At 56.6% G+C, this 25813-nt stretch carries 23 protein-coding genes and 3 rRNA genes; 9 read left to right on the plus strand and 17 right to left on the minus strand.

All coding sequences use genetic code 11. The features are described from left to right. The first annotated feature begins 81 nt into the window (after positions 1 to 81). On the plus strand, positions 82 to 1824 hold the full coding sequence (locus tag HMPREF1287_RS07800) for an alpha/beta-hydrolase family protein (RefSeq protein WP_023018157.1): 1743 nt from the start codon (positions 82 to 84) through the stop codon (positions 1822 to 1824). On the opposite strand, the gene msrA is transcribed toward HMPREF1287_RS07800, so the two are convergent. Beyond that, positions 1821 to 2468, minus strand: a complete 648-nt coding sequence (gene msrA, locus HMPREF1287_RS07805; protein ID WP_023018158.1) for a peptide-methionine (S)-S-oxide reductase MsrA — start codon at positions 2466 to 2468, stop codon at positions 1821 to 1823. The two genes, HMPREF1287_RS07800 and msrA, sit on opposite strands and share 4 nt — an antisense overlap. 164 nt (positions 2469 to 2632) lie before the next feature. Between msrA and HMPREF1287_RS07810 the strand changes: the two genes are divergently transcribed. From HMPREF1287_RS07810 to HMPREF1287_RS07820, 3 genes are all read left to right on the plus strand, one after another. After that, a complete protein-coding gene (locus tag HMPREF1287_RS07810; RefSeq protein ID WP_005279684.1) occupies positions 2633 to 3235 on the plus strand; it encodes a superoxide dismutase in 603 nt (200 codons plus the stop codon). A gap of 125 nt (positions 3236 to 3360) precedes the next feature. Further along, positions 3361 to 4512 carry an MFS transporter gene (locus HMPREF1287_RS07815; RefSeq protein ID WP_023018159.1) on the plus strand — a complete coding sequence of 384 codons (1152 nt, stop codon included), beginning with the start codon at positions 3361 to 3363 and terminating at the stop codon, positions 4510 to 4512. A 10-nt stretch (positions 4513 to 4522) separates the two neighbouring features. Continuing rightward, on the plus strand, positions 4523 to 5821 hold the full coding sequence (locus HMPREF1287_RS07820) for a hypothetical protein (protein ID WP_023018160.1): 1299 nt from the start codon (positions 4523 to 4525) through the stop codon (positions 5819 to 5821). Here the strand turns inward: HMPREF1287_RS07820 and HMPREF1287_RS07825 are convergent. After that, a complete protein-coding gene (locus HMPREF1287_RS07825; protein WP_023018161.1) occupies positions 5818 to 7251 on the minus strand; it encodes a TM0106 family RecB-like putative nuclease in 1434 nt (477 codons plus the stop codon). The genes HMPREF1287_RS07820 and HMPREF1287_RS07825 overlap by 4 nt on opposite strands. A 68-nt stretch (positions 7252 to 7319) precedes the next feature. Between HMPREF1287_RS07825 and HMPREF1287_RS07830 the strand changes: the two genes are divergently transcribed. Both HMPREF1287_RS07830 and HMPREF1287_RS07835 read left to right on the plus strand, forming a co-directional pair. Next, complete coding sequence (locus HMPREF1287_RS07830) at positions 7320 to 7952, plus strand: DUF6474 family protein (protein WP_023018162.1); 633 nt, start codon at positions 7320 to 7322, stop codon at positions 7950 to 7952. A gap of 185 nt (positions 7953 to 8137) precedes the next feature. Next, entirely contained in the window at positions 8138 to 8449 is a 312-nt protein-coding gene (locus HMPREF1287_RS07835) for an Lsr2 family protein (RefSeq protein WP_005279679.1), read from the plus strand. A 4-nt stretch (positions 8450 to 8453) separates the two neighbouring features. Here the strand turns inward: HMPREF1287_RS07835 and HMPREF1287_RS07840 are convergent, their stop codons facing one another. Both HMPREF1287_RS07840 and HMPREF1287_RS07845 read right to left on the minus strand, forming a co-directional pair. Next, positions 8454 to 9092 (minus strand): response regulator transcription factor, encoded by a 639-nt coding sequence (locus tag HMPREF1287_RS07840; protein ID WP_023018163.1) that lies wholly within the window; start codon positions 9090 to 9092, stop codon positions 8454 to 8456. A gap of 37 nt (positions 9093 to 9129) precedes the next feature. Further along, positions 9130 to 10293, minus strand: coding sequence for a sensor histidine kinase (locus HMPREF1287_RS07845; RefSeq protein ID WP_023018164.1), 1164 nt, complete (start codon positions 10291 to 10293; stop codon positions 9130 to 9132). Between HMPREF1287_RS07845 and HMPREF1287_RS07850 the strand changes: the two genes are divergently transcribed. After that, entirely contained in the window at positions 10292 to 10822 is a 531-nt protein-coding gene (locus tag HMPREF1287_RS07850) for a DUF2020 domain-containing protein (protein WP_034654635.1), read from the plus strand. The genes HMPREF1287_RS07845 and HMPREF1287_RS07850 overlap by 2 nt on opposite strands. Here HMPREF1287_RS07850 and HMPREF1287_RS12595 read toward each other — a convergent pair. Further along, positions 10819 to 10971, minus strand: a complete 153-nt coding sequence (locus tag HMPREF1287_RS12595; RefSeq protein WP_005279674.1) for a hypothetical protein — start codon at positions 10969 to 10971, stop codon at positions 10819 to 10821. The two genes, HMPREF1287_RS07850 and HMPREF1287_RS12595, sit on opposite strands and share 4 nt — an antisense overlap. Continuing rightward, the gene (locus tag HMPREF1287_RS07860) at positions 10971 to 11633 is read right to left on the minus strand and encodes a class E sortase (RefSeq protein WP_023018166.1); all 663 of its coding nucleotides are present in this window, start codon (positions 11631 to 11633) and stop codon (positions 10971 to 10973) included. Before HMPREF1287_RS07860 ends, HMPREF1287_RS12595 begins: the two co-directional genes overlap by 1 nt. 43 nt (positions 11634 to 11676) lie before the next feature. On the opposite strand from HMPREF1287_RS07860, the gene yidC reads away from it, so the two are divergent. Next, entirely contained in the window at positions 11677 to 12621 is a 945-nt protein-coding gene (gene yidC / locus HMPREF1287_RS07865) for a membrane protein insertase YidC (RefSeq protein WP_023018167.1), read from the plus strand. Here the strand turns inward: yidC and HMPREF1287_RS07870 are convergent. From HMPREF1287_RS07870 to HMPREF1287_RS12600, 4 genes are all read right to left on the minus strand, one after another. Next, on the minus strand, positions 12578 to 13186 hold the full coding sequence (locus HMPREF1287_RS07870; protein ID WP_005279669.1) for a TetR/AcrR family transcriptional regulator: 609 nt from the start codon (positions 13184 to 13186) through the stop codon (positions 12578 to 12580). The genes yidC and HMPREF1287_RS07870 overlap by 44 nt on opposite strands. A gap of 78 nt (positions 13187 to 13264) precedes the next feature. Beyond that, the gene (locus HMPREF1287_RS07875) at positions 13265 to 13516 is read right to left on the minus strand and encodes a GlsB/YeaQ/YmgE family stress response membrane protein (RefSeq protein WP_005285357.1); all 252 of its coding nucleotides are present in this window, start codon (positions 13514 to 13516) and stop codon (positions 13265 to 13267) included. A gap of 179 nt (positions 13517 to 13695) precedes the next feature. Further along, positions 13696 to 14595, minus strand: a complete 900-nt coding sequence (locus tag HMPREF1287_RS07880; RefSeq protein ID WP_023018168.1) for a universal stress protein — start codon at positions 14593 to 14595, stop codon at positions 13696 to 13698. 47 nt (positions 14596 to 14642) lie between these two features. Continuing rightward, positions 14643 to 14780 (minus strand): hypothetical protein, encoded by a 138-nt coding sequence (locus HMPREF1287_RS12600; RefSeq protein WP_198010368.1) that lies wholly within the window; start codon positions 14778 to 14780, stop codon positions 14643 to 14645. Here HMPREF1287_RS12600 and HMPREF1287_RS07885 point away from each other — a divergent pair. Continuing rightward, a complete protein-coding gene (locus HMPREF1287_RS07885; RefSeq protein ID WP_034654544.1) occupies positions 14779 to 15762 on the plus strand; it encodes a pseudouridine synthase in 984 nt (327 codons plus the stop codon). The genes HMPREF1287_RS12600 and HMPREF1287_RS07885 overlap by 2 nt on opposite strands. Before the next feature lie 265 nt (positions 15763 to 16027). On the opposite strand, the gene HMPREF1287_RS07895 is transcribed toward HMPREF1287_RS07885, so the two are convergent. From HMPREF1287_RS07895 to HMPREF1287_RS07930, 7 genes are all read right to left on the minus strand, one after another. Beyond that, a complete protein-coding gene (locus HMPREF1287_RS07895; RefSeq protein ID WP_023018170.1) occupies positions 16028 to 16507 on the minus strand; it encodes a hypothetical protein in 480 nt (159 codons plus the stop codon). A 1011-nt stretch (positions 16508 to 17518) separates the two neighbouring features. Continuing rightward, positions 17519 to 17636, minus strand: a 5S ribosomal RNA gene (gene rrf, locus HMPREF1287_RS07905). 158 nt (positions 17637 to 17794) lie between these two features. Next, positions 17795 to 20876: ribosomal RNA gene (locus HMPREF1287_RS07910) — 23S ribosomal RNA — on the minus strand. 511 nt (positions 20877 to 21387) lie between these two features. Then, positions 21388 to 22905, minus strand: a 16S ribosomal RNA gene (locus tag HMPREF1287_RS07915). Together the 16S, 23S and 5S rRNA genes form the textbook arrangement of a ribosomal RNA operon. Before the next feature lie 583 nt (positions 22906 to 23488). After that, the gene (locus HMPREF1287_RS07920) at positions 23489 to 24469 is read right to left on the minus strand and encodes a hypothetical protein (RefSeq protein WP_023016347.1); all 981 of its coding nucleotides are present in this window, start codon (positions 24467 to 24469) and stop codon (positions 23489 to 23491) included. Next, positions 24466 to 25269 (minus strand): AAA family ATPase, encoded by an 804-nt coding sequence (locus HMPREF1287_RS07925; protein ID WP_023016348.1) that lies wholly within the window; start codon positions 25267 to 25269, stop codon positions 24466 to 24468. The genes HMPREF1287_RS07920 and HMPREF1287_RS07925 overlap by 4 nt, the downstream gene beginning before the upstream one ends. After that, on the minus strand, positions 25266 to 25640 hold the full coding sequence (locus HMPREF1287_RS07930) for a GntR family transcriptional regulator (RefSeq protein ID WP_034653268.1): 375 nt from the start codon (positions 25638 to 25640) through the stop codon (positions 25266 to 25268). The genes HMPREF1287_RS07925 and HMPREF1287_RS07930 overlap by 4 nt, the downstream gene beginning before the upstream one ends. Positions 25641 to 25813 lie beyond the last annotated feature (173 nt).

The raw sequence follows: 25813 nt of genomic DNA on the forward strand, positions 1-25813 counted from the left end.
ATTGTGCAACGCCCAGCGGGGTTTTGCATGCGTAATGTTTCACACTGCACAACGCGGTACGTTCTGGGATAATGGGCAACCATGAAACGCGCCTTCAGCCGCGCTGCACTAATTTCTCTTGGCGTAGTCGCGGATCTCACGCCCGTCGTCCGCATGACCAGCCGGCAGACGTTGCCGCCCCATATGTCGGCCGGAATCTTAGGCGCAGAGCTGGCCACGTGGGCCGCGGTATCGCCGTCCCTGCTGCCCCGCCCGTGGTGGGTGACGGCGGCCAATGTATCTATCGGGCAGGCCATCGGGCACCTCGGGGCGGCCTCGACGAGCTTTGTGCTCAACCGGCTGGGCAAGCGCCCCCAAGACCGCTTGGGCCCGCAGCACCGCCAAATCTTGCACTTAGCTATTGGCGCCGGCACCGCCTTCAATGCGGCGCTCTCGCTGCGCAACCAGGAAAAGCAGGCGGGTCTGGTCAATAAACAACTGGTTCGCGGTCCGGCTACCGCGGCCATCGGCCTAGCCGCCGGCACCGCCGGATACGGCGCGCTGCTACTGGTAGGCGAGGCCGCACAGCTGACCGTGACCAAATTATCGCGCCAATTGGGCCGTTGGGTTCCAGCACTCGTGGCCTGGCCGGTCGTTACCGCCGGGCTCACCGTGGCCGCGGTGGGGCTATCGGACCGCGTGGTATTCCGGCGCTGGATCCGTTCGCTCTCCCACAAGGCGCAGCGCCTGAATAAACAAATTTTTCCCGGCACGTCGATGCCCTGGGAGCCGGAGCGCTCCGGCAGCCCGTGGTCGCTTGAACCTTGGTCCGCGCTGGGGAAACAAGGGCGGCGCTTTGTCTCCAACGGCCCGCGCGCCCGCGATATTCGCACCGTCACCGGCGCTCCCGCCAAAGAACCCATCCGCATTTATGCCGGCTACATCCCCGGGCGTTCCTTTGCTCAAGCGGCAAAGAAGGTGCGCTCAGAATTGCAGCGCACCGGTGCGCTGCGCCGGGAGACCATCGTCATTCAGATGCCCGCGGGATCCGGGTGGATTAATAACTGGAGCGCGAGCTCCTATGAGTTTTTGACCGCCGGTGATTGCGTCACCGTCACCATGCAGTATTCCTACCTGCCCTCGGTTTTCGCCTACCTCGTGGATAAAAACGCGCCCAAGCGCGCTGCGGCCGAGCTCATTTCCGTGGTGCAAGAAGAAATTGACAAGCTCCCAGAAGAAGATCGCCCGCGGCTCTACCTTGCAGGGGAATCCCTGGGTGCCTACGCCATTATGGATAATTTCCAGAACAAGGACGAACTTCTCGCTGCCTGCAGCGGCGCGGTCTTTTCTGGCCCGCCGCGGATGACGCGCTTTACCCAGCGCCTGCGCCGCGATATCGGCTCGCTCGAGCGGCTCCCCGTCATCGATGGCGGGCAACACGTCCGCTTTGTTGCCCAACCGGAGCACTCGCGCCGCGATGCCTTTGGCAACGATTTTCCTTCCAGCTGGCGCCGGCCCCGCGTGCTCATTGCCCAGCATGCCTCCGATGCCATCGTGTGGTGGGACCTGAACCTGATGTTTCGGCGCCCCACCTGGATGCACGAACCCCAACCGGAGACACTCCGAGCGGATACGCTCCGCCACCTGCGCTGGGCACCGTTTATTACCTGGTGGCAGATTGGCCTAGACCAGATCAACTCCCTGAACGTCCCAGGTGGCCACGGGCATAACTACTTTCAGGAGATGCTCTGGTACTGGAATGAGGTCCTAGGCTCCCAATCGCGCCTGAACCTCACTCCTAAATTAGCCCGGAAAATCGCCGGTTTTATCCGGCTCGATGCCTAATCGCACTTCACACCGGTGCTGTGGTGCGGGCAGTACCCATTCGGCACCTTGTGCAGGTACTGCTGGTGCTCGTCTTCGGCCAAGTAGTACTCGCCAGAGTCCGTATCGGCTAAGCGTTTTACTTCGGTCGTAGTTTCCCCAAAACCAAATTCTTTCAGCTTATCCGCGTAGCTATCCACGATTTCCTGGATTTCCTCCCGCTCTTCTTCGGTGCGGGGATAAAACGCGGAACGGTACTGCGTACCCACGTCATTTCCCTGGCGGAAGCCCTGCGTCGGATCGTGGGCTTCCAGTGCCTTCACCACGAGGTCGCGCAAGGAGATCTTCTCCGGGTCATAGGTGACCTCGACGGTTTCTGCATGGTTGGTTTGCCCACGACAGACCTCGTAATACGTGGGGTTCGGGGTGGTGCCGCCGGCATAGCCAACGGAGGTGGACTCAACACCATCGGTCTCCCAAAACATCTTTTCCGCACCCCAGAAACAACCCAGGGCAATCAAGATCGATTTCTGGCCGTCCTTCCACGGACCGGTAATTGGGGTATTCAGCACCGCGTGCGGGGCTGGGTCCAAGACCGGCTCGCTGCGGCCCGGCAGGGCATCTTCCGCAGCCACCATCTTCGGCTCTGGTTTAAACATCCACATTAGGTAATGCTCCTTTCTCCATTTCCCTTAATAACGTTGTACTGGGCTAATAGATTCCCGGGCCACTAAATATTCGCGGTAATTGCAGATTTCAAATTAATCATGGCGAAATCTTTCGATCGTGCCTATCATCGGGACACGTACCCGAAGAAAGGATTACACAAATGGCTGTTTACGAACTTCCTGATCTCCCATACGCATACGACGCACTGGAGCCACACATCTCCGCAGAGATTATGGAGCTCCACCACGACAAGCACCACGCAACCTACGTGAAGGGTGCTAACGCTGCCCTCGAGGCACTGGAAGAAGAGCGCAACGGCGAGGCTAACCCAGACCGCATCCGCGCCCTGTCCAAGAACTTGGCATTCAACCTGGGTGGCCACACCAACCACTCCATCTTCTGGAAGAACCTGTCCCCGAACGGTGGCGGCCAGCCCACTGGCGAGCTGGCAGAGGCTATCGACCGCGACTTCGGTTCCTTCGAGAAGTTCCAGGCACACTTCGCTGGTGCCGCTACCTCCCTGCAGGGTTCCGGCTGGGCAGTGCTGGGTTACGACCACATCGCTGACCGCCTGATCATCGAGCAGCTCACTGACCAGCAGGGCAACGTTTCCGTTGACTTCACCCCGCTGCTCATGCTCGATATGTGGGAGCACGCTTACTACCTGCAGTACAAGAACGTAAAGGGCGACTACGTCAAGGCCGCTTGGAACGTCTTCAACTGGGACGACGTTGCAGAGCGTTTCGCTGCAGCTAAGAAGTAACTTCTAACTTAGTTACTTTCTGCCGCCTTTCCCTACTGGAAGGGCGGCATTTTTATGCTTGCACTAACCCCATCAAGGGTGTGGCGCAATTTACACCGCCGCCTGTGAAGAGAATGCTGGTACGCATGACCAGAAACCGGCGCGCCACCATCGCCATGCTCCTGTTGGGTTTGGCGGTGTTTTCTAGCCTCTATACCACCCAAGCAATTTTGCCCACGTTGGTAACGGATATGGGCATCTCGCACACCGAGGCGGCCATGACTGTTTCGGCCGCCACCGGCGCGTTGGCTATCTGCGTGGTTCCTGCGTCCATTCTTTCTGAGCGCTATGGGCGCGGGCGCATCCTCCTCATTTCCGCCATCGCCGCCACCATCTTGGGCCTCGTGGTGCCCCTGGCCCAAGAGGGCTGGCAGCTCATTGCCCTGCGCGGGCTGCAGGGCGCAATGTTGTCTGGAGCACCGGCAACGGCGATGGCCTGGTTATCGGAAGAGCTCGAGGACAATGCCTTGCCTAAGGCGATGGGCCTTTATATCGCCGGCAATTCCGTAGGCGGGCTCACCGGCCGCATCATTCCCGCGGGCTTGGTGGAGTTTTCCTCGTGGCGCTGGGCTCTGCTTGGCTCCGCCGTGGTGTCCCTGGCCTTTGCCATTACCTGTTGGCTCCTCCTGCCCGCCCAGCAAAACTTTCACCCCAAGGAAATTCACTTCCGCTCGGAGCTGAGTGCGGTCTTTGGGCACTGGGCGAATAAGGATCTCGCCACGTTATTTATCGTTGCCTTTTTATCCATGGGCACGTTCGTGTCCATGTATAACTTCCTCACCTTCCGCCTAACCGGGGATTTCGGCCTATCGCCGGCACTGGCCGGTTTTACCTTCCTGTTTTATCTCTCCGGCACGTGGTCCTCGGCCAGGGCGGGCACGCTGGTCGCGCGCATTGGGCACGGTAAAACGATGGCTGGGTCCGCCGTGCTTTTTACCGTGGGCATTATCCTCTGCGCCGGCAACCTGGCCATGACTCTTATCGGCATGGTGTGCCTGACCGTCGGTTTCTTCGCGGTCCACTCCACAGCGTCTGGCTGGGTGGGGCAACTGGCCACCCACGACCGCGCCGAGGCGTCCTCGATGTACGTTTTCTGCTACTACCTGGGCTCTTCCATCGTGGGCGCCTTGGCAGGCGTGCTTTTCGATGCCCTCACCTGGCACCAATTCATCGCCTGCTTCACCGCCTTCGCGCTCGCGCTCACGGCGCTGACTTGGACCAAGATTAAATCCGACTAAACTCGGTTTTATGCCTCAAGATAAGTGGTCGAGCCGCACCTGGCACCGCAAAGCCTCACGCCCCGTGTCCATCTGGATGATGGTCTTCATCGTAGTGGGCGCAGCACACATTTTCGTGCCCAATTATCGCTGGGTACTTATCCACCTCTTCACGTTGGGCCTAGTCACCAACAGCATCCTGGTGTGGTCGCAGCACCTGACGGAGAAATTCGTGCAACAAAAATTGCCCGATTCCGCCCGCCCCAAACAGCTCGCGCGCATCTACATCCTCAATATCGGCATCATCATCGCCGTCGCGGGCCAAATCCTCGTGCAATTCTGGGCTCACCACTGGATACTGACCCAGATCGGCGCCACGCTTATCGCGCTTACCGTTTTATGGCACGCGGTGTCCCTGTTTGCCCAGTGGCGAACAGCTAAGGATAAGCGCTTCCGCCCAGTTGTCGGCGCCTACGTGCTATCCGCGCTGTGCTTGCCGGTCGGTGCTGTCTTCGGCGCGATCCTGGCCATTCACCCGGGCGATCCGCAGTTGCTCTTGGCCCATATCGCCGCCAATATCGGCGGTTTCATCGGCCTTGCCGCGGCAGGTTCGTTGACCATTCTCTTTCCCACCATCTGGCGCACGCAGGGCACCAATGAGCGCATGTCCTCCTCGTTCCTGCTGCTTACCTTGGGCGTGGTGGCAACGACCATCGGCGCATTTTTGAACTTCCCGCAGCTCGGGCTGATTATCTATTGCATCGGCTGGATCTTGAGCCTGCAGCAGTGGCTTGGCAATGTCATCGACGTCGCCCGCGCTCCGCGCGACCGCGTTAACTTTGCCTCCGTCTCGGTGCTCATGGCCGCGCTCTGGCTGGTGCTATCCCTGGCGTACTACACCACGCAGCACTTCCTCGTGGCAGAACCAGGGCTTCCCACGCTCGGCCTCGTGGTGGGCTTTGCGGCGCAGCTGCTCATCGGAGTCATGAGCTATCTTCTTCCCACCACCATGGGCGGTGGCCCCGGCGCGGTCCGCGCAGGGCTTCAGGAGCTGGATCGGTGGGGCCTGTTGCGCGCCACATTTGTCAATGGCGGGCTGCTTATCTGGATGGGCACGGATATCTCCGTGCTCAAGGTAGTGGCCTCGCTGCTATGCATCGGCTCTTTGGCGGTCTACCCCATATTCATTGCCCGCGCGGTCAAGGCCCAAAAGCAGGTGTTGATGAAAAAGGCGGAGGGGCCCGCGCCGAAAACCACCGCGGACTGGAACCAAATCTATATCGGCATCGCCATCCTGGCGGTAATCTACGCCCTGTTCGTCGCGCTCTAGAGCTCCGGGATTCCCGGCGCGCCGGCGCCCATCCACTCGCGCACTATCCGGGTGGCGTGTACATCGCCGGCGTTATAGTCCAAAAGGCGCTGCCGGACGCTCATGTCGCCGGCCAGGGCCTCCCGGCGCGCGTTGACGGATTCTTCGCCATCAAAGTCCTCTTCCGGCCACCGGAATCCCGCCACTGGGGCCACCACTTTGAGCCCCAGCCCAAAGGGCCCCGCGAAGGATCTCTTCACGTAGGCAAACATATCCACCCACTCTGGGGAAGAGATAAAATCTTCTACTTCCCGTTCATCCACTTCCCGGAAGCGCTGCGCGGAGCGGCGCATCCAGTGGTTCTCGCCGTGGGCGGAATAGCAATAAGCGGCAAAGGTCTTGCCCTCCGCATGCGCTGTATCGCGCAGCTGCATCAACCACCTCCAAAATTCGGCGAAGTTCTCCGCCTCAGCGCGCCCGCCCAGCGGCTCCCACGTCACGAAGGGGTGGTACTCGCCCTCGAACCACGCGCCCCACAGGTAAGCGCCTTGGTCCATGTAGGCCTCCATGTCCACATCCACCTCGACATCCGCCCGCGGCACCGACGTATCCCCGCGGCGCAGCAGCGTCTGCCCGGCACGCCACGCGGCGGCGAGGCGGGAGGGCTCGCCCACATTGGCATCGATAAGCGCCTGCACCGTGGTAATGCCGCGCTCGCGGAAGGGGCGGGCGCGATCGCCCGGTAAGAAAAGGGAAATATCGTCTGCCGCCACCAGCTCTTGCTCGCACAAGGGCCAGAACCTGCAGCTAGCGCACTCTTTGACCCGCACCGGAGCGGTGGGCAGCGGCTTATCCCAGGCGCGCTGCACGTCAAACTTCGCCGTCTCCGTGAAAAAGGCCTGCTGGCGATCCTGACCGATGGCACCGCCGCGCCCGGAGTTCAGGCCCATGTCCTCTAAGGCCTCGGCGGCTAGCGCCAAACGATAGCCATCGACGGCATGGTGGCGGGCCTTATACGGAAGCTCCATGGGCTCGCTCAACCCAAGGCGGTGGGTGGGCACGGCAAGCGTGGTCTTCTTTGGGTGCTTGCGCGCCACGCGGTGGTTGCTCACAATAATGGGGGTATAAGAACCCGCCTCCCGCAGCAGCAATTCCACGTGCACTTTCCACTTTTCGGTGGCAAAGACCGCATTGGTGATGTGGGTATATCCAGAGGCAATGGCCTCCAGCGTGGCCATGGCGCGTTCCCAATCATCGCCTTCTAGATCGATGCGCCGGAAACGGCCAGGGGCTTTGCGCGGGAATAATTCCATCGCCGCGTCTACGGCGGCGCTGTGGCGCTCGGCCCGAGCAATCGAGGATCGGGTGCGCGGAATCTCCGGGTGGGCACGCCGCTGCACCAAGCGATAGCGGCACCCAACGAGATCCGAAGCTACAACGACATCCTCCACACCGGGTGAGCTTAATAGAACAGCAAGGTAATGTTGAATCCAGACTCGATCGAACGTAAGGGAAAATAATGAGTATCCTCAAGAAATTGAAAAAGGCTCGCCAGGAAGCACGCGCGCAGGCCAAGGCGGCGAAGGCGCGCGCCAAGGCTGAGGTAAAGGCCCAGTCGAAGGATCGTCGCCGCCAACAAAAGCTCCTTGCCAAGCAAGAAAAGCACCTTCTTAAGACCGAAGAAAAGGGTCTCAAAAAGCGCCGTAAGCACGAACAGAAGATGGCGGAAAAGGAATTGGAAAAGCTGCGCGAGGGCCACTTTAATGCCGGCAAGGTCAAGCGCTATGCAGGTGCATTGCGCACCGCCGCCCCGCTTTTGCTTCCCCTCGTTTATCGCGCATTTGTGGGCCTTAAGTCCGAAAAAGAAAAGCGCAAGGCTCACAAAGCGGGCGTAAGTTCCGCAGAAATGGCCTCTTTTTCCGGCTACGGCGCCCCGCTCAAGGCCCGCACCGCCGGCATCCGTAATTCCCTCAAGGACGTGGATCTGCCCGCCGGCTTCAAGCGGGACGTGCGCGAGCGCCTCGAAGAGGTTGATGCCGCGATCGATAACGCCGAATTCATGACGGAGCAGCAGCGCCGCCGTGCGCATAAGACGATTAGCGGAGAGATCGATTCCGTTACCGCGGAGATTCAGCAGCGCCTGGGCGAATAATTTCTCTTCCGCCTCCCATCGCCGTTCACCTTTTTGGTGGCGGCGATATTTTTATGCGCGAGGGCCACTAACTAAAACTTTATTGTCTACTATTTTCCACACTGGTAGAATTGAATTAGAGTTAATTCGGATTCCAAATACCGGTATTAGGTAAACATATCGATGCAATAAACCATGGAGGTACTATGGCACGCCGCGAAATCACGCAATTTTATGATGACCTTGATAATCAACTCATTGGTGAGGATGAATTAGAGGTAGTCCGCTTCAGCGTCAATGGGCGCAGCTACTTGATGGATCTATCCCGCGACAATGCCCGCCGCTTCCACGAGGCAATCGCCCCCTTTGTCGAGGCCGCACATGCCGCCCCCGATGCGGAATCCCCACAGGTCGATCCGCGCAAGGTCCGCGAATGGGCGCAAAAACAGGGCCATGACGTAGCGCGCCGCGGCAAGATCCCTCAGAACATCATCGACGCATACAACGCGGCCCACTAGAGACTTAAAGCACGCCCTGTTCCCTGGCGGCCGCCACCGCGGAGGTACGCGAGCGAACGCCCAATTTGTCATAAATGTGCACTAGGTGGGATTTCACCGTGGCCTCAGAAAGCATGAGGTCATGGCCGATCTGCCGGTTCGAGGCCCCCGCCGCCACCAATTGCAAAACCTCTAGCTCGCGCGGGGTCAACGAGGTGCGGGGCGTGCGGACCCGGGTCATGAGGCGATCGGCCACGATGGGCGAAAGCGCCGAGTCCCCCTCCGCCGTCGAATGGACGGCATCCAAAAGCTCCTGCGGCGGGGCGTCTTTTAGGAGGTAGCCTACCGCGCCTGCCTCGATGGCGCCGAGGATATCCGCATCGGTGTCGTAATTGGTGATGACCAGCACCTTTGGCGGCGTGCTCATGGAGGAGCGAATCTGCGCGGTGGCTTCGACGCCACCCATCACGCGCGTTCCCTCGAGGCCCGCCCCGAATCGCAGGTCCATGAGGATGACATCGATACCACCTGCTTGCGCCGCGGACACAGCGGCCTCCGCCGTCGCTACCTCGCCCACGACGTCGATATCTTCTGCGCCTTCGAGCACCGAACGCAGCCCCAGCCGCACGATCTCGTGGTCATCTGCCAAAAGGACCCGAATCACGACATCCCTCCTATCGATGTTTTTCTCAACCAAAAGTTTAATCTACCGCCTTATCCAAGGGCATACTAACTGACACAGCCGTGCCCTCCCCCGGCGCGGATTCTATGACCACATCGCCGCCTAGCTCCTGCGCGCGGCGCCGCATGGCAGATAGGCCAATATGCCCCAGCCCCGCAGGCGCGCTTTCCACCGTCGCGGGCTCAAAACCCTGCCCATTATCCACCACATCCACGCGCACCTCGTCGGTTTCATAGGTAACGGTGATCCGGGCGCGGCTGGCACCGGCATGCTTGACGATGTTCCCCACCGCCCCCTGTGCAATCCGCAATAGCGCCGCCTCTATTTTCATCGGCAGCTGTTGCTCCGCGCCCTCGCTGTCCACCTCCACTTGGAAGCCAGCCGTAGCGGCGAAGTTTTCCGCCATGCGCGTCAGCGCCGCCTCGAGGGAGGTCTCCGTTAGCGTGGGCGGCTGCAGCGCCGCAATCATGGCCCGCGCCTCATGCAGGTTATCCGCCGCGGCCCGCCGCGCAAGCTCAATGCGCCGGCGGGCGGCAGGAATGTCTTCTTTATCGAGATCCCGGTCGGCGGAATGCAGGAGCATCTGAATCGATGACAACCCCTGGGCCAAGGTGTCATGAATCTCGTGGGCAATGCGCTGGCGCTCGGCCACCATGCCGGCATCTCGTTCCGTGGCCGCCAACTGCGTGCGGGTTTCTATGAGCTCCCGGTTCATGCGCGATAGGGTGCGAAACGCATACGTAATCGCCACGGTGACCAGTGCCGAGACCGCCGGCCCCATCACCCCGCCAAAGGTCAGGCCTCCCGGTATCTGCACCACGATGGTGAGCACGGTAGCGCCGATAACGCACAGGATACCTGCGGTCATATCCAACACGGTCAGGTACAAAAAGTACATGACGAATACCAGATAGATGGCGGCGGGAGCCACGAATAGATCCGCGCCCCATAACACCGTGAGGATGCTTATCCACAGGTAGTGCATGGGCCGCGGCCACTGCTCCGCATAGATCGATCCCGCAAAGTAGACCGCCGCGAACCCCACCAATAACAATAGGTTGATAAGGGACTGGGATAGCGGCATTTTCACCGAGGTAAAAATGCCCACCACCAACAGGACCGCAGTTAAGAAATGAATGCCGGTGCGCAGTGCATCGGAATCCCGATCTAATGTGGAGCTCATGCGCAAAAGCCTACTTGTCCTTCTCGCCGTGACCGGAATAGGGATCGCGGGATGCCAGACCGAACAAGCAGACCAGACCGAACCGGAACACGACGGGGCATCGGAAAGCACCGCCGTCAACGTCGCACAGACCGCCGAGGTCAACGAGTGGAGCGATTGTCCCTATATCGATCCCGGCTGGTTGGAAAATACCAATGGCGAGCGCCTTACCAAGCAGGGCATCGACACGCGCTTTCCCACCCCCGCCTGCGTCTTTTGGTCCTATCAGGATAACCCGCAAGCTACCGTCATCGTGCGCGATATGCCCAGCGTAGAAGACGCCCGCGCCGCGGTGGATTGGGCCGCGCCAATCGATGCCACCGAGCCCGCCTCCTTTGCAGGCTGGGAGGGCGGACGGGGCATCGTCAATGAGCAGGCCGTCTACGCCGTGCAAAAGGACACCCACGCGGTGCTGGTGTGGAGCAATCAGCAACAAACCTTCAAGTCCGAGCAGATTGCCCAAGAAGCCATTGCCAATTTAGGGCTTTAAACCGCGACGTCGTTATAGGGCATCATCGGCGAAACCCAGGGGAAGACGACCTCCATGAGGAGGAAGAACACTCCCACCGCAATGGCGACGGCGAGCAGCGCCTTCACCGGCTTCGGCCCCGGCAATAGATTCCACAAAGCGCGATACATTACTTAGCTTCCTTTCCAACTTCCATCGCGTGCACAATCATGCGCTCGGCGTTGGAAAATTGTGGGTGACAAGTGGTGAGGGTCAGCATTCCCCGCGTGGGGTCCGCTTCAGTTCCCGGCACGGGGTCGATCACTGAGACATCGCCAGGCGTGGTGATGTGCCTGCCGGCGACATGGCTATATTCTTCTGGTACTTCATCGAAGCAATCCGCCTGCTCGCCATCGATAGGCAGCACCTTGTAGGTAATCTTTTCCGTTTGGGTTTCGATGATGATGTCATCGCAGGTGTGCAAGGAACCCAAGTCATTGAATGGCGCGCCCTTGCCCACGCGGTGCCCAGCCACCGCAAAATTACCCGTCTCACCTGGCATTTGGGTGTCTTCATAGTGGCCGGGGCCGCGCAGAAGATCATCGTCATCCGTGCCTTGGATGATGGCAAAGTGATAATCCGAGCCGAAGGCAGGGATGCGCATCTGCGCGAAAGCCTCTCCCAAATCAGGATCCATTTTCTCCCGCGGATTGCGCCACTGCTGTTCCAGCTTCGCATTGGCCTCATCCTGTAGCCGCCCTGATTCCACATTTGTCCAATAGGCTTCATAGAATGCAAAGAGGACCAAAACCACGCCAATGGTAAGCATGAGTTCCCCAAGAACTTTAGTCATGCTTTAACACCCTAATATATACCGCCACATCGAAAGGTTAAGCATGTTCGAAGTCTTCATGTACCCGGTTTCCGGAATCATGAAATTCTGGCATTGGCTTATCGGTAGCTTCGTCGATGAATCCACCGCCTGGCTTGTTTCCATTATCCTGCTGGTGATTACCGTCCGCGGTATCGTCTCCCCGCTGAACTGGATGGCGCTGCGCTCTGGCCGCATCAGCGTCCTCATGCGCCCAGAAAGCACGCGGATTAACGAGCAGATGAATCACGCCGAAACCACCGAGGAGATGGCGGAGCTCATCCAAAAACAGCAGGATTTGTCCAAGAGCTATAACTACAAGCCTGCTGCCGGCTGTATTCCCCCACTGATTACGATCCCTGCCTTCCTTGGCTTGTACCAAGTCATCTTGCGCATGTCAAATATCGAACAGGGCTCGTCCACGGTGGGCATGCTTGATGCTGCCGATGTCGCAGCCTTCCGGGAGACCACCTACTCCGGGGTCCCCATCACGGACTTCGCCCGCGATCACGGCGATCTGCTCAACCCAATCGTAATTGCCGCCATTGCCTTTACCCTGGCCAACTCCATCATTTCCGTGGTGCGCAGCTTCCTCACCACGCAATTTGATCAAAAGGTCAACCGGAGGATCTTCATTATCATCGGCATCCTGCTGATTGTGGCGCCCATCTTGCTCTGGTACCTGGCCCATAGCGGTCCGCTTCCCGTCGCCATCATCCTGTACTGGGGCTGGGCTTACCTCTTCACGCTGGTCCAAACCATCGTCTTTGAGATCCTGCTGCACAAGCGCTACCCGCTCACGGAAGAAGTCCACGAGATGCGCCGCGAGAGCATCCGCGCATGGCGCCAGAAAGATAAAAAGCCCGCCCTTTCCAAGGAGGAGAAGAAGCGGGTCAACCGGCTGCGCCTAGAAGCGCGGAAATACCTTAGATCGAATAATCAGCAGGAGGGGCCGACAGCATCTGAGTAGCCAGCTCGCGGGCCGTATATAGCGGCCCGGCTTCCTTGGTTAGGCGGGCTCCGGCAAGACCTCCATCAAGGAAAATCAAGAGCTGGCTTGCTTGAGAAGCCGAGGGATAGCCATTGCGCTCGGTCAACAGTGCCGTCAGGGTGGAGTGCACCCAATTGCGATGCTGCATGCAAGCCGCAACGATGCCGCGCTCTGAATCCGTTTCCGGCCGCGGGTACTCGCCCGCTGCATTCAAGAAGTGCGAGCCGCGAAAACCTTCTTCCGGCTCTTCCTCAATAACCTTGTCAAAAAAGGCCAAAATCTTCTGATCCGGATCCTGCATGGCAGCCGTGCGCTGCTCCCAGTCTTGGCGGAACTGCTCGTCCAAAGACTCTACATAGGCAATGACCAAGGCATCCTTGGAGCCAAACAAGGAATATAGGGACGCCTTGGCTACATCCGCTTCACGCAAGATGCGGTCAATACCAATGACGCGAATGCCCTCGGTTTTAAAGAGCTTGGTTGCAGATTCCAGCAGCCTGCTTCGCGGGCTGGGCCGATTGCGGCGCGACTTCTTCTCTGCCATGGATTCCTCTCTACAACGACAAAACCGGTTCATCTATACTTTATAGACAAACCGGTATGTACGCTAATTAAATGCGGATTATTGCTTCACTTTGTCCACAATCCACAGCAAAATACAAGCACCCGCGGTGGCCGCGACGATGGAGAAGATCCACCCACCGCTAGCCTCAATATTCAGCAGCTGGATGATGATGCCACCGATGAGGCCGCCGACAACACCCACCACTAGGTTGGTAAACAACCCGTGGTCACGCTTCATAATCTTCTCCGCCAGCCAGCCGGCGATGATACCAACGATGATCGAGGTGAATAGACCTAAACCTAGTCCCATGATTTCCTCCTAATATAAACGTATCGAGTATTTCCCAGTGTAAACCCCTGTGACTCAAGTAGGGATAACAAATACGACACATTTGTATAGCAAAGTGGCTCTAAAACACCAGAAGCGCTCCACTCCCTAGCTGCAAAAGCCGGGGAGAAGAGCGCCGGGAAGTCAGGCTAGCGAAAGATTTAGCCTTCGTCGTCTGGGCGTACCACCATCATCGGGCACGGTGCAGACTGCAGCAATGCACGGGAAGTAGAGCCAAGGACCATGCCCTTGAAGCCACCGCGGCCGTGGGAACCAACGACGAGAAGCTGCGCACCCTCGGCAGCCTCCGTCAGCGCACGGACGGGGCGGTCACGGGTGATCTGCTTCTTCACCTCAACATCTGGGAACTCTTCGCGCGGTTCCTTCAGATTTTCCTCCAGCACCTCAGCCTGTTCCTTTTCAATTTCTGCCCACTCAGATTGAGCAGCAGAAAGGCCGGCGAGGGATGCCTGGATTTGCATATCCATCCAGGTGTGCACGGCAACGAGGGCCGCGCCGCGAGCCTGAGCCTCGCGGAAAGCATAGGAGGTGGCCTTCTGAGAGACCTCGGAACCGTCCACACCAACGACAACCGGGCCGTACTTGGTGGAATCGGTGACATTATTATCTTCACGCACCACGACTACCGGGCAAGCAGCGTGGGAAACAACCGCGGCGGAAACAGAGCCCATGACCATGCCGGACAGGCCACCCATACCGCGCGAGCCCATCACGACCATGGTGACGTCATGAGACATTTCCAGGAGCATGTCGATAGGAGAACCCTCTGCGATGGTGTGCCCAATCTTGAGCTCCGGGGCTACCTCGTGAGCGATTGCACGAGCTTCCTCGATCTTTTCCAGGGTTTCATCCTGCAAGTCATCATAGAGATCCTTCGGCGGGACCATACCTTCTGCATACAGGAACTGCGGTATGGTGTAGCTCGATGCGATGCGCAGGGGGATTTCCCTCTTCATCGCCGTATTCGCTGCCCAACGGACAGCATTCTTTGCGGCGTCAGAGCCGTCGACGGCGACGACTACAATGTCTTCCTTAGCCATGATCTTTCCTTTCAGTGGTTATAACTTAATTATAGTACGGATTAGGCTTAGTGGTTGACGGTTGCAGGATCAGAATTGGACGGAGAGAAAATTTCGAGGAGCATCCGGAATACGTCCCTTAGCACCACGCCAATTCCGTCAGAGAAAAAAGCCATCACCTGGTCCGCGAGAGAATTAATATCCATGCCAAACACACTAATACATCACCAAAAAGGATTCAGCCCTTTGCCCATCAAAAATGGGCTCAATCCGACGCGCGTACGGACGCCGGAGGCAGGTCTTAGCACCTGGGATTTTCTCAGCGAAGTCATCTCCTCCCAGCGCCACCGCCACCCCAATGATGATGCACAGGCACTGCGCGAGCGATTTGCCGCGGGCGAGGTGGTCCTGCGCGATCAAACTCCCCTGAAGCCAGGTACCGTGCTCGGCAAGGATGTCGATGTCTTCTTCTACCGCATCCCCGCACCAGAAATACCCGTACCCTACGACATCCCCATCATCTATGAAGATGACAACATCCTGGTAGCAGATAAGCCCCCATTCATGGCCACCATGCCGCGCGCCCGGCACATCGTCGAAACCGCCACCGTTCGCCTCCGCCGTTCCACCGGAAATAACGAATTAGTGCCGGCACACCGCCTCGACCGCCTTACCTCCGGCCTCCTTCTATTCACTAAGCACAAGGATGTCCGCGGCGCCTACCAGTCCCTCTTCGCGGAAAAGAAAGTCCACAAGACCTACCAGGCGGTCGCGGAATTCCGCCGCTTGCCGACGCCCCTCCAATGGTCCTCCCACCTGACTAAAACCCCCGGTGAAATCCAGGGCCGGATAGCAGATGGTGAACCGAATGCTTTCACCACACTAGAATCGGTACAACCCATTGATAAGGCCCCTTACGAAAAAGTTCACGGTCCGCTGCCAGATCTTGGTCTCTACACCCTCAAACCACAGACTGGAAAGACCCATCAATTGCGGCTGCACATGTGGCAGGCGGGCATACCGATCCTCGGCGATCCGGTCTACCCCACTATTTTCCCCGAGGAGGCCGAAGACATGTCCGTGCCCATGCACTTAACAGCGACGGACTTAGAATTCACGGATCCACTCAGCGGAAAGCCGCGCCATTTCATCTCAGGACTTCCACTGGCCACACACAATCTGCTTTAGCCTCCCGACACCTTCGAGCGCTATTCTTCTCGACTCGAGTCATCAAAATTCAGATCACTAAAGTCGAGCGATTGTTCTCCGGAGTCGTCCGGAGCGCTATACCCCCTCTGGGGAGACAAGACCCCTTTGTCCTGCTCAACAGGTTTCATGTTTCTATCACATATCAGAACCACGACACCACAGACGATCATCGCGGCCGAAGCTGATAGCACCAAGATAAGCCCGGTCCCCATCTCGACCGAGAACAACCTTCCATCAACGTCCCCTAAATTCGCAGTAAAGCCTTGCCACCCATGATCTCAGCGGCCCAGAAAGAAGCTACGGCCGCCACGAGCATAGGAGCACCGCGCCATCTGGCTCCCCGCAGCCCGCTCAGATTATTGCCGACCAAGCTATAAGCAATCGCGAGGGATCCGAGGTACAAGTTGATAATGCCTTGCGTTTGCCGCGCAGTGTAGGAAAAGGAACCATAGCCCCCTAAGTCGACCCTCCCCCACGTTTGGAAGTAGCCGACAATTAAAAATAAGCCGCAAATGCCAGAAATAATGAAACAAAGTCGGACCAAACCAGGCAGCTGAACACTGTTATTTGGTTCAGGGCTCAATTTCTCCTCTTCGGTTCGACCCCGGCCGCTATCTTGGCGCCCATAGGCAAACTGTCCTGCGCCATAGTCCCCTCGCGCATAGTGATCGCATGTTTCTGGCATACCTTGGGGATCACCTAGGTCAGAGCTGTCTTGAGCCATGACTCTCCTAACGGCCTATAAATTATCCGCCATACTTTTGCAAGAAAAACTGCAGAAGTATTTAAGCACGATAATAAACGAACTTCCGCAATAATGGAGTGGCCCAGCTATGATTCCTTTTGAACAAGAGTCGAGTCTGGGTTGGGCCTGACCTCAGAAAGCAAACGCTGCGGAACTGAAAAGCCAGCCACGGTGTCGTCGCCGATTAATACATCACTAACGATGCCAAGCACCAAAGCAGTGAATTTCTTGGAGCACTCTGGCACTCGATACTGAAAACGTGGAACCGCCCAGTTTTTATCAATCAGCTTTCCGTGGCAGCCTTCTTTTCATCTGGCCAGACCGTCACTGCTTTGTACGTGTTGTAAACACACGCTACGAACACGACAATATTTCCAAAGATGAGCCATCGCGGTGCATCGTTCGGTAGAACGACTAGGAGAACAGCACTGACGACGCAAAGAGTGGCAATGTTGGTACCCAACGCAATGATCAGCATTCTCCGCCCGAGGCTCATTTCTGTTCTCCTAGTTTTCGTCTCGATCGTCTACCCGTACCAAGCAATGGATAATTCGATAAAGCCAAAACCGGTTAAGCTAGGGCCCGATGTTCTCACAGGCCCAACCGAACCCGCAAGCGAGCCGCCCGGAAAGCACATCCATGGCCCTCCATCCCCGCTACCGTGTCCCGAGAAGCATTCCCCAATAGGACCAAGTTCTTAGTACAGGATTTAGCCGCTCATGTCTAGCACACCGCAGCTTTCGCACCAAGGCCTAAAATAACATGGCTAGCTCCAGACATCGCTATTTGTGGAAATTGATCCGCTGATCGCGAGATCAAAATGAATATGCTTTCCCACGAACACGAGGCCCATCCCCAATCCTGCATCCATTAAAAGACCTTAACCTCATAAAACTCAAGGGATCACGCGGAAGAGGGGCAAGGTCACCGTTGGAATCGGTGTCCTTGCCCGTCTCGGTACAAACCTTATTTTGTTGTTTTGTTGTTTGGTGTCGGCGGTGACTTACTCTCCCACAACCTCCCGGTTGCAGTACCATCAGCGCGTACAGGCTTAGCTTCCGGGTTCGGAATGGGACCGGGCGTTTCCCTGTAGCTATGAACCACCGACAAACCTATCAGAACACTACCCACCACAATTGTGTGGGTGTTGTGTCAGATACTGCATAGTGGACGCGACACACACGATAATGTGCATTTTTGTTTGTTTACTCGCTTCACAAGTTCACCCAACAATCATCCCCACACGTGGTGTTCGGGGTTGTTGTGGTGTGTTTGTTTTGGTCAATTAGTACCAGTAGCCTTCACACCTTACAGTGCTTCCAAGTCTGGCCTATCTACCCCATAGTCTTTAGGGGACCTCAAAAGAAACCTCATCTTAAAACAGGCTTCCCGCTTAGATGCTTTCAGCGGTTATCCCTTCCGTACGTAGCCAACCAGCGATACCCCTGGCGGGATAACTGGCACACTAGAGGTACGTCCGTCCCGGTCCTCTCGTACTAGGGACAGCCTTCTTCAAGTTTCAACGCGCGCGGCGGATAGAGACCGAACTGTCTCACGACGTTCTGAACCCAGCTCGCGTGCCGCTTTAATGGGCGAACAGCCCAACCCTTGGGACCTACTCCAGCCCCAGGATGCGACGAGCCGACATCGAGGTGCCAAACCATCCCGTCGATATGGACTCTTGGGGAAGATCAGCCTGTTATCCCCGGGGTACCTTTTATCCGTTGAGCGACACCACATCCACAAGTAGGTGCCGGATCACTAGTCCCGACTTTCGTCCCTGCTCGACATGTCTGTCTCACAGTCAAGCTCCCTTGTGCACTTACACTCACCACCTGATTGCCAACCAGGCTGAGGGAACCTTTGGGCGCCTCCGTTACATTTTGGGAGGCAACCGCCCCAGTTAAACTACCCACCAGGCACTGTCCCCAACCCAGATCATGGGCCAAGGTTAGATGCTCAATCCGATCAGAGTGGTATTTCAACAACGACTCCACCACCACTAGCGTGACGGTTTCACAGTCTCCCACCTATCCTACACAAACCGAACCAAACACCAATACCAAGCTATAGTGAAGGTCCCGGGGTCTTTTCGTCCTGCCGCGCGTAACGAGCATCTTTACTCGTAATGCAATTTCACCGGGCCTGTGGTCGAGACAGCAGAGAAGTCGTTACGCCATTCGTGCAGGTCGGAACTTACCCGACAAGGAATTTCGCTACCTTAGGATGGTTATAGTTACCACCGCCGTTTACTGGGGCTTAAATTCTCAGCTTCGCTAACAAACGTTAACTAACCGGTCCTCTTAACCTTCCAGCACCGGGCAGGCGTCAGTCCATATACATCAACTTAACGTCTTCGCATGGACCTGTGTTTTTGATAAACAGTCGCTTCCCTCTATTCTCTGCGACCCCACAACACTCCAACCGCACAGGGTCTTCACGTCACAGGGCCCCCCTTCTCCCGAAGTTACGGGGGCATTTTGCCGAATTCCTTAACCACAGTTCACCCGAACGCCTTAGTATCTTCAACCTGACCACCTGTGTCGGTTTAGGGTACGGGCCATACACACACTCGCTAGAGGCTTTTCTCGACAGTACAGGATCACCACCATCAACCCGCTTAGGGTCTACGCATCACGCCTCAACCTCTATGTGTGGCGGATTTACCTACCACACGGCCTACACGCTTACACCACCAATCCACTAAGTGGCGCGGCTACCTCACTGCGTCACCCCATCACTTGAACCACACATCAGGCCCCACGACATCAACACCACCAACACTCAAAAAAGTGCAAAGGTAGCGTATCCGCAGTGGTTAGTATCCGTGCTTTATCATGGGCGCACATGTACGGGTACCAGAATATCAACTGGTTATCCATCGACTACGCCTGTCGGCCTCGCCTTAGGTCCCGACTCACCCTGGGAAGACGAACTTGACCCAGGAACCCTTAGTCATCCGGCGGTAAGGATTCTCACCTTACAATTCGTTACTCATGCCTGCATTCTCACTCGCACACAGTCCACGCCTCCTCACGGTAACGCTTCCACCCATGCACGACGCTCCCCTACCCAAACAACAAAAAAATGTTGCTTGCCGCGGCTTCGGCGGTGTACTTGAGCCCCACTACATTGTCGGCGCAGAACCACTCGACCAGTGAGCTATTACGCACTCTTTCAAGGATGGCTGCTTCTAAGCCAACCTCCTGGCTGTCTTCGCGATCCCACATCCTTTTCCACTTAGTACACCCTTAGGGGCCTTAACCGGCGATCTGGGCTGTTTCCCTCTCGACTATGAAGCTTATCCCCCACAGTCTCACTGCCGCACAACACAATTGATGGCATTCGGAGTTTGGCTGACATTGCTAAGATTGTAGTCCCGCTCAACCAACCAGTCGCTCTACCTCCACCAAGCTAAATGCGACGCTGCACCTAAATGCATTTCGGGGAGAACCAGCTATCACGGAGTTTGATTGGCCTTTCACCCCTACCCACAGCTCATCCCCGCAGTTTTCAACCTACGTGGGTTCGCGCCTCCACAACCTCTTACAGCTGCTTCACACTGGCCATGGGTAGATCACCCCGCTTCGGGTCCAGGACATGCCACTTATCACCCCATTAGGATTCGGTTTCCCTACGGCTACCCCACACGGGTTAACCTCGCGACATGCCGCTGACTCGCAGGCTCATTCTTCAAAAGGCACGCCATCACACACAAACAGGTGCTCTGACGGATTGTAAGCACATGGTTTCAGGAACTATTTCACTCCCCTCCCGGGGTACTTTTCACCATTCCCTCACGGTACTATCCACTATCGGTCACACTGAGTATTTAGGCTTACCGGGTGGTCCCGGCAGATTCACAACAGATTCCACGAGCCCGTTGCTACTCGGGAACCCAACAACCCCCACATCATCATCTTCAGCTACAGGACTCTCACCTACTCCGGCAGATCATTCCAAACCACTTCACCTAACAACAATGCAAAAAGGGCGTGCCACTGGTAGATGACACAAAATCAGGCCCCACAACACCGCACACACAACCCCTACCAGGTATCACATGCACACGGTTTAGCCTCATCCACGTTCGTTCGCCACTACTAGCAGAATCATTATTATTTTCTCCTCCTACGGGTACTGAGATGTTTCACTTCCCCGCGTAACCCCCACAACAGCTATGAATTCACTGAAGGGTAACCCCACATAACCAGGGCCAGGTTTCCCCATTCGGACATCCTCGGATCAACGCTTTATTGACAACTCCCCGAGGCTTAACGCAGCCTTACACGTCCTTCATCGGCTCAGCATGCCAAGGCATCCACCATGCGCCCTCAATAACGAACACACCAACCACCACACACAAACCACACAACCAACAAAAGGTCACACAATCCGTATGCAGTGGCAACAAGTGAACTTGACAAAATAAACAAAAAGAAAAATCACATCACACACACAACACCACCCACACACAAGCAGATGGCATCACGTGAGATGCTCGCGTCCACTATACAGTTCTCACACAACACCCCGAACCAGCAACAAACACCACCACAATGAATGGCATCCATCAACCAGTCAGGCACACAAAAAAGGGGGATAATGCCCCAGACACCCAACAATGCACCAACGTACAATCAACACTCATTTTCGTATACATGGACACTTTTACGCATGTCACAAAGCACCATTCAAACACTTAGTCCTGTCGATTAAGGTGTATGTCCTACCCGGAATTTCCACACAACGGTGGCAGCAGAACACTCGCCTACTCAACCACCAACCCACACAACACTGTGGGCAACCCACAAACAATGGGTCCTAGCTGCAACTGCAGCCTAGTAAAAGCTCCTTAGAAAGGAGGTGATCCACCCGCACCTTCCGGTACGGGTACCTTGTTACGACTTCGTCCCAATCGCCGATCCCACCTTCGACGGCTCCCTAACACGTTTAGGCCACCGGCTTCGGGTGTTACCAACTTTCATGACGTGACGGGCGGTGTGTACAAGGCCCGGGAACGTATTCACCGCAGCATTGCTGATCTGCGATTACTAGCGACTCCGACTTCATGGGGTCGAGTTGCAGACCCCAATCCGAACTAAGGCCGGCTTTCAGCGATTCGCTCCACCTCACAGTGTCGCAGCGCGTTGTACCGACCATTGTAGCATGTGTGAAGCCCTGGACATAAGGGGCATGATGATTTGACGTCATCCCCACCTTCCTCCGAGTTAACCCCGGCAGTCTCTCATGAGTCCCCAACCAAATGCTGGCAACATAAGACAAGGGTTGCGCTCGTTGCGGGACTTAACCCAACATCTCACGACACGAGCTGACGACAACCATGCACCACCTGTACACCAACCACAAAGGGACGAACTATCTCTAGCCCAATCTGGTGTATGTCAAGCCCAGGTAAGGTTCTTCGCGTTGCATCGAATTAATCCACATGCTCCGCCGCTTGTGCGGGCCCCCGTCAATTCCTTTGAGTTTTAGCCTTGCGGCCGTACTCCCCAGGCGGGGCGCTTAATGCGTTAGCTACGGCACGAAAGTCGTAGAAAGACCCTCACACCTAGCGCCCACCGTTTACGGCATGGACTACCAGGGTATCTAATCCTGTTCGCTACCCATGCTTTCGCTCCTCAGCGTCAGTAACTGCCCAGTAACCTGCCTTCGCCATCGGTGTTCCTCCTGATATCTGCGCATTTCACCGCTACACCAGGAATTCCAGTTACCCCTACAGCACTCAAGTTATGCCCGTATCGCCTGCACGCCCGGAGTTAAGCCCCAGAATTTCACAGACGACGCGACAAACCACCTACGAGCCCTTTACGCCCAGTAATTCCGGACAACGCTCGCACCCTACGTATTACCGCGGCTGCTGGCACGTAGTTAGCCGGTGCTTCTTATCTAGGTACCGTCACAAAAAGCTTCGTCCCTAGCGAAAGGAGTTTACAACCCGAAGGCCTTCATCCCCCACGCGGCGTCGCTGCATCAGGCTTGCGCCCATTGTGCAATATTCCCCACTGCTGCCTCCCGTAGGAGTCTGGGCCGTATCTCAGTCCCAATGTGGCCGTACACCCTCTCAGGCCGGCTACCCGTCGCCGCCTTGGTAGGCCATTACCCCACCAACAAGCTGATAGGCCGCGAGCTCATCCTACACCGAAAAAACTTTCCACCACACACACTAAAGTGCGGTCCTATCCGGTATTAGACCCAGTTTCCCAAGCTTATCCCGAAGTGCAGGGCAGATCACCCACGTGTTACTCACCCGTTCGCCACTCGAGTACCCTGCAAGCAGGGCCTTTCCGTTCGACTTGCATGTGTTAAGCACGCCGCCAGCGTTCGTCCTGAGCCAGGATCAAACTCTCCACAAAAAGAATTTCAGCAAAACACTGAAAAGGCCGTGAAAAGCCCAAACCTAACCAAAATAACAAACCACCACAACCCACAAAAGCAGGCCCATGCTGGCGTCCAAAAATTACTACAAAGAAAAAATAAACTGCCTCCCCCAACCCGACGGGGCACAAAAAAGGGAGACAAAAAGTTGAACACAATCACATGCCAACCAATCCATCAATGCAGCCGAAACACTAATCAGTATTCAAAAAGATGCGTATTCCAACACCTTACCGGCACACACCAACCAACAAACCACCATTAGGTTCGCCGGCCAACAGACCAATCAACACACAACCATGCACACAAAAATAAAAATAAGTACATTGGCACACTATTGAGTTCTCAGACACCATCACCACACAACAGCTACATGCCTAAAAGCATGGAACTCGTTGCGAGTAAAAAATTGTTTTCGTCAGGGCCTGTTTTCCTATCGCCACTTCAGCCAGAGACAGTGTCTGTCTCTGTGGGGCGCTGTCGGTCGCGCTGACTCGTATTAAGTTACACACCGCTTTAAATTTTCACAAACTCGCTGGTCAGCACGAATTTCGGACACTTTTATTTCATGCCAAGCCAGCCCGCAAGGCCTTTCTCCCACAGGCTGCTTATGCGGCGTGCATACATCGGCAGGGTTACGGCCCATACGGCGTAGATGCCAAGGCTTATAAACATCCCCACCGCGGCCGAGACATAGCCTTGGGCGAAAAGCCAGACCAGCACTGCGATACCGAGGAGGTACGCGACAAAGACTCCAAGGGTCCTCTTCTCTAGGAACTCGAGGTACGTAAGCCCAGGTACGGTGACGGCCGCGATTGCGGTGATGCCGGCGGCGACCTCGATTGTGTTCCCCCAGAAAGAAAGGGCCAAGCCCACGGCGGCGCAACCAAGGATGGGGATGAGCCCGGTCATTGCGGTCATGGAAGCCCAGCGGCGACGCGTGCCGCCGAGCGTGACGTAATCCCTGAGCGTATCGCGCAACATGCCCATGGGCTGGCTGCTAAAGAAGGCGAAGAATACCCAAGCAATGAAAGCGATGAATTCCATCGGTCCCCACAGCGTGCTCATTAGCGAAAGCACAACGTTGATGGCTAAAAATACGACGACCAGCACCCACATGCGGACCTGGCGGCGGTATACAGCCTGCGCGTCGAGCGTCGGCGGGAAACGCCCAAGCTTGGATGCAATTCCCAAAGGAGTCGTCGAGTAGCCCGTCCTGGTTGGGGTTGGTTCGCGCCACAGTGCCCATGCCAATGCCGCCGCATAAACAGCCAACGCCCACCAGCCCTGCCGTGCAGCCGTTCCTGCCATGGCCACGACAGCGAAAACCGTGACGATGATCCGACGGTGCTCATTCCATATCTGTGAGCTCAGGCCAAGTACTTGGTACTTATCAAAACTGGGTTGATACGTCAGGATGGGCACAAGGGGCAAGAGCAAGGTGACAGTTCCCCACTTTTCGCCAAAAAGTACAGGGTAAAGCGCGATGAAGAATAGGACTGTAACCCCAACCCATTCCGTTGTGTGCCATAGAAGTTTCATGACTGCTCCTCCAATGCTCGGACAGCCTTTTCAAGTGATACCTCTGTTACCCGGAGGTGATGTTCGTTGGCATAGTGGAAGACGGGATCGGGCGAGGTAGTGCGGGCATCGACAAGCACCTGGTCTCCCAGGCTGGTTGAAGCGTGCTCCAATACCGGCAGGTCCAGTGCGGAAATGGCCGCGGAGATCGCCTCTTCGGGCCCGCTGATTTCCAGGAAGGAATCAACAAATTCGTCCACGGGACCGCTAATGGGGTGCTCCCCCATAAGGGAAATAGTGTCCAGCAAGCCCTCTATCTCGTTGAGGTGATGGGTGGATACCACGATGGTACGACCGTGCTCTTCCCGGAGTACCTGGTAAAAGAGTTCGCGGCGCGGCAGGTCGAGGCCCAGATAAGGCTCGTCCAAAAGCATTATTTCGCAACCAGAGGCAACGGCGAAGACAAATCCCAACGCCGATTTTTGCCCTCGCGAGAGCGCAGAATACGCCTTATTGGGGATGTCGAAGCCGGCGATGAGGTCGCCGTAGCGGTCCGCATTCCAGTTGGGCCATCGCGCCTGACCGACGGCGCCGAGTTTCTTGCTTCCCCACGAATCCGGCAGCGGATTGTCGATGCCCATGAGGATTACCCGGTTGAGCACGGATTGGTTATCAAAGGGCTGGCGGTCAAAGACCGTGATGCGGCCGGATTGAATTTGGCCGGCGATTTTTCGCAATAAGGTGGTCTTGCCAATTCCGTTGCGGCCGACCAAGCCATGGGTAAGACCTGCGGAAAAGGTGAAGTCGCGGGTAGTAATCATGAGTACATTCCTCTGCTTTCTGCAACCCGATCGAAAAGGTCATGGAGCTGGGCCCGGTTATAGCCCAGGCGCACTGCTTCATCGACAAGCGGGGCCATATACTCCGCGGCAAAGTCACCTCGCCTGCGCTCGCGAATGGCACCCGATGCGCCCTCGGCCACAAACATGCCGATGCCCCGCCGCTTTTCCAGCACCCCTAAGTCCACCAAGAGAGTGATCCCCTTTCGCGCGGTTGCGGGGTTGATGTTGTGGAAATCCGCCAACTCATTGGTGGAAGGTGCCTTATCGCCCTCCGCCAGAGTGCCGTCCACAATGGTGTCTTCCACCAAGGACGCAATCTGCCGAAAGAGCGGCTGCGTGGAGTTGTCCATCATCACCTTCGGCTCGTTAGTTACTTGGTTAGTTGTGTAACTAACCATATAACACGCTTGCCGACGCCGCAATGGTCACCGAATTCTTTTCATTTGCGGCCAATATGCTGGGAATTAGCGAATTCTGATCGACGTTTCGGGGTGAATAAGGCACACTGGAGGTAACAAAGAAT

Origin of the sequence: Corynebacterium sp. KPL1986, from assembly GCF_000477975.1 — a bacterium.
In the GTDB taxonomy this organism is placed as follows: Bacteria; Actinomycetota; Actinomycetes; order Mycobacteriales; family Mycobacteriaceae; genus Corynebacterium; species Corynebacterium accolens.